Source organism: Paracoccus sp. DMF (genome assembly GCF_004407025.1).
Lineage (GTDB): Bacteria > Pseudomonadota > Alphaproteobacteria > Rhodobacterales > Rhodobacteraceae > Paracoccus > Paracoccus aminovorans_B.
In genome coordinates this window covers 1-3,038 of sequence record NZ_SOKV02000102.1, presented here as the reverse complement: position 1 = coordinate 3,038, position 3,038 = coordinate 1, and the positions used below count along the sequence as shown (strand labels likewise).

General features: G+C 66.4%; 6 protein-coding genes. All 6 read right to left on the bottom strand.

Annotation, left to right across the window (positions count from 1 at the left end; genetic code table 11):
- Nucleotides 1–45: 45 nt before the first annotated feature.
- A complete protein-coding gene (locus E3D03_RS20295; RefSeq protein ID WP_263568455.1) occupies nt 46–468 on the bottom strand; it encodes an acyl-CoA transferase in 423 nt (140 codons plus the stop codon).
- Nucleotides 469–501: 33 nt separating this feature from the next.
- Complete coding sequence (locus tag E3D03_RS20290; RefSeq protein ID WP_263568454.1) at nt 502–846, bottom strand: type II toxin-antitoxin system RelE/ParE family toxin; 345 nt, start codon at nt 844–846, stop codon at nt 502–504.
- Complete coding sequence (locus E3D03_RS20285; protein ID WP_036707085.1) at nt 846–1,103, bottom strand: type II toxin-antitoxin system ParD family antitoxin; 258 nt, start codon at nt 1,101–1,103, stop codon at nt 846–848. The genes E3D03_RS20290 and E3D03_RS20285 overlap by 1 nt, the downstream gene beginning before the upstream one ends.
- Nucleotides 1,104–1,166: 63 nt before the next feature.
- Nucleotides 1,167–1,796, bottom strand: a complete 630-nt coding sequence (locus E3D03_RS20280; protein ID WP_263568453.1) for a DUF6441 family protein — start codon at nt 1,794–1,796, stop codon at nt 1,167–1,169.
- On the bottom strand, nt 1,793–2,107 hold the full coding sequence (locus E3D03_RS20275; protein WP_263568452.1) for a hypothetical protein: 315 nt from the start codon (nt 2,105–2,107) through the stop codon (nt 1,793–1,795). Before E3D03_RS20275 ends, E3D03_RS20280 begins: the two co-directional genes overlap by 4 nt.
- Before the next feature lie 12 nt (nt 2,108–2,119).
- A partial coding sequence (locus E3D03_RS20270; RefSeq protein ID WP_263568451.1) for a major capsid protein occupies nt 2,120–3,038 on the bottom strand: 919 nt, incomplete at its 5' end.

The window sequence follows — 3,038 nt, the reverse complement described above, 5'->3', positions numbered from 1 at the left end:
GCGCGCCGTGTGCGCGTGCCATGGGGGTCTCCTATGTGGGGGAAGTCAGGCCAAAGGGCCGGTCGTGGAGTAGTAAAGGACGACGGTGATCACCGCCGCTTTCAGCGCCGCCGCGCCCTCGACGGGCAGGTCAACCGAGACCAGGGCCTCGGCTTCGACCCAGTCGCAGAGGCCGCCGAGCGTCCGGTCGGCTTCCAGCGCTGCGCCGATGGCGGCGATCAGATCGTCAAAGATGTTGGCCCTTCCGGTGCCCGCCTGGACGACAACCTCCAGCTCGGCGCGGTGCTGGTAGTGGTAGCGCAGGGGCGACAGCGTCACCTCCGGTTCGCCCGGCTGGCCGTCACGCAGGATGATCAGCCCTGCCGCCGGGATCCGCTCGGGCAGAACCTCGTCACGCAGGGTGAGGGCGGCAAGCGGCTGCAACCGCGCGTGCAGCGCGGCAAGGACGAGTTCGCGGATGGTGGGCATCTGTTGTTCCGGGGTTCCGGGACAAGCCCGGGGTCAGTGTTCCCTGTCGCCTTTCGGCAGAGGCAGGTTGGCCAGACGTCGCGGCAAGTCGGCGCGGCTGTGCAGGAAGTCCACGATTGCCACTTGGTCGGCGTCTTCAATGAAGACCACGAAGTGCTGGCCTGCGCGCGTGAAGCGCAGGTCCTCGACCAGGTCGGTGGCGATGAGCCGACGGCAGTCCTGTGACAGGGCGGTGCCCGCGGCGATCTCGCGGCAGGTGGAAATCAGGTCATCCTCATAGGCCGCCGCCTGTCGTGGTCCGAAAGTCTCGACGGTCCAGTGTGCGATCTCGATCAGCGAGGCCTCCGCCTGCCTTGTCAGGCGCCATGGTTTCGGCATCAGGTATTGGCACGCGCGGCGGCAAAAGCCCGGCGGATGGCATCTTCACCACTGCCCTCGGCCAGATCGCCGCTCCGGGCCTGTTCCAACCCGGCCGTCAGACGGGTGCGCAACGCGCCAAGTTCAGCCTCTTCGCGTTCGAGGAGGCGCAGCCCTGCGCGCAGGGCCTCGGACGCATTCTGATAGCGCCCGGATGCCACCAGGCGGTCGACAAGGTCGGATTGCGTTTCGGTCAGGACGACGTTTCTGGTGGCCATGGAAGTCTCCCTGCGAATCATTGGCAATATATGCCAATGAGTCTGCCATGTCGACAGGTCCCGTCATGACCGTGTTTTAGCCCACCCCGCCACGATCCGCCCCGGCACGCCATCGATGGCCCGCTCTGCATCCCTTGCCAGATCCAGTCGCTTGCGCAGCTTGACCTGCGGCACCAGGAGGAAGATCGGCGCGGTAACGACGCCCCGGCCGGTTTTCGACCGTGACGCAACTGCACGTCCCTTGCTGTTCAGCCTCCCCTCAGCCACCAAAAGGCTCGGACCCCTGCGCCGGTAGATGAACCGCAGGCGCAGCCCCGTGCGACGCTCCCATTCGCCGGGGGTGATGCGACCGCCGCGGGTGGATTTGCCTGCCGCTGGGGTGGGGATCGCGAGCCAAAACCCGTTTCGCGACCGGATCAGCGGACCTGCATCATGCGCGCCGACGATCACCGGGGCGTTCGACCAGACCAGTGCTGCGGCGTTCAGGCTCTCGCTGCCCTTGGGATAGGTGGCGAGGCGGATCGAGTTCCCAAGCCGGGTGCCCAGCCCCGCGCCGGTGATCTGGCCGCGCCAGGCGGATTTGAGGTTCGTGCCAGCCTCGAGCATGGCGGTGGTGACGGCTTTTTCGCCCGCGGCGATTTCCGCCTGCATCAGGGCGGCAAGGTCGGGGCTGATCTCCAGCTTTAGCTTCATGCTGGTCTCAGATCGAGGGTCCAGATGAGCCGTTCCCGGTCGCGCAACGGTTCTCCCTGGATCACATGGCTGTCCGCGCCAATGACGATCACATCGCCCGTCCTTGGGGTGGGCAGCTCGGCCACGCGCACATCCACCACCGTGGTGTCGCTGACGAACCGGCCCGCACCGAAGTCGGTGATGCGATCCGGTGCGCGGCGGATGATGCGGATCGGGCGTTCCTCGGACGTCGTGGCCGAGATCCAGAGGGCCGGGGCCGCCATGGAGGCATGGGTGAAGATGCGGTCCATGGCTGCGGCAAAGACGGACATGGGTTGTGTCCGTCAGTTCGACGTATGCAGGCGGATCGCCAGCCGAGGCCGCTTGTTGACGGGCAGGATCGAGGCTTCGGTCATCACGTCGATCCAGCGACCCTTTTCGTCGAGATGCTGGCGGGCATAGAGCGGCAGGCCGATGGTGTTGGCGGTTTCCAGGAGGTTTGCCGGGCCGCCATAGGTGGTGAAGGTGTCCATCGTGCCGAGCGGGAAGGCGATCCCCTCGTTCGCCGGGACCAGCCGTTCGGTGGTCTTGGTCGAGAGGGTGACGGTGCCGGAGTATTCCTCGAACAGGATCCCGCCGAACGGGAAGTTGCGCCGCACATCTTCGCGCAGCGGCTGGGCCCCGGTCGAGGCGTAGAACTTGTAGGCCTCTTCCGTCTTCGGATGGGCGATCAGCTTTTCGAAGAATTCCCGGCTGACGAGGGCATGGACGCTGGTCATAGCCTCGCCCAGCAGGTTGTCCTCGATGGCGCGCAGCACCTCGCGGACCTTGCCCTGCACGTTCGTTCCGGCCGTGCCCAGCACGAAGTCGACCGCGATCTGCGCGAGGCCGAATTCGGTGAAGTAATTGTAGAGGGTTGTCCCGGCGCCATCCTTTACGATGCCGCGCAGTGCGTTCATCTCCATGTATTCGCGGGTCTGGGCGTGCTTGCGCCGCATGAGGAGGAGCTTGCGGTTCATCACCTCGACCAGCGGATCGGCCGCGTCGAAGGCGCCCAGCGCGGGGGCGCCTTGGATGTCGGCAGGCAGGACCACGTCGTCATGCGGGATCCACGGCAGGGCGAAGCTGCGCATCGACCGGCCTTCCCGGGTGCCGACAGTGGCGGGGCCGCCGAGGGGGACGGAGGGCAGCAGGCTCAGGACGCCTTCGTACTGCTCGATGATGACGGACCGCTGGCTGACCCCTTCGAAGCGGAAGAGGCCG

What these genes read in the sequence shown, in the direction of transcription:
- E3D03_RS20285 (WP_036707085.1), bottom strand. Translation starts at nt 1,103, where the DNA reads ATGGCCACCAGAAACGTCGTCCTGACCGAAACGCAATCCGACCTTGTC.
- E3D03_RS20280 (WP_263568453.1), bottom strand. Translation starts at nt 1,796, where the DNA reads ATGAAGCTAAAGCTGGAGATCAGCCCCGACCTTGCCGCCCTGATGCAG.
- E3D03_RS20275 (WP_263568452.1), bottom strand. Translation starts at nt 2,107, where the DNA reads ATGTCCGTCTTTGCCGCAGCCATGGACCGCATCTTCACCCATGCCTCC.
- E3D03_RS20290 (WP_263568454.1), bottom strand. Translation starts at nt 846, where the DNA reads ATGCCGAAACCATGGCGCCTGACAAGGCAGGCGGAGGCCTCGCTGATC.
- E3D03_RS20295 (WP_263568455.1), bottom strand. Translation starts at nt 468, where the DNA reads ATGCCCACCATCCGCGAACTCGTCCTTGCCGCGCTGCACGCGCGGTTG.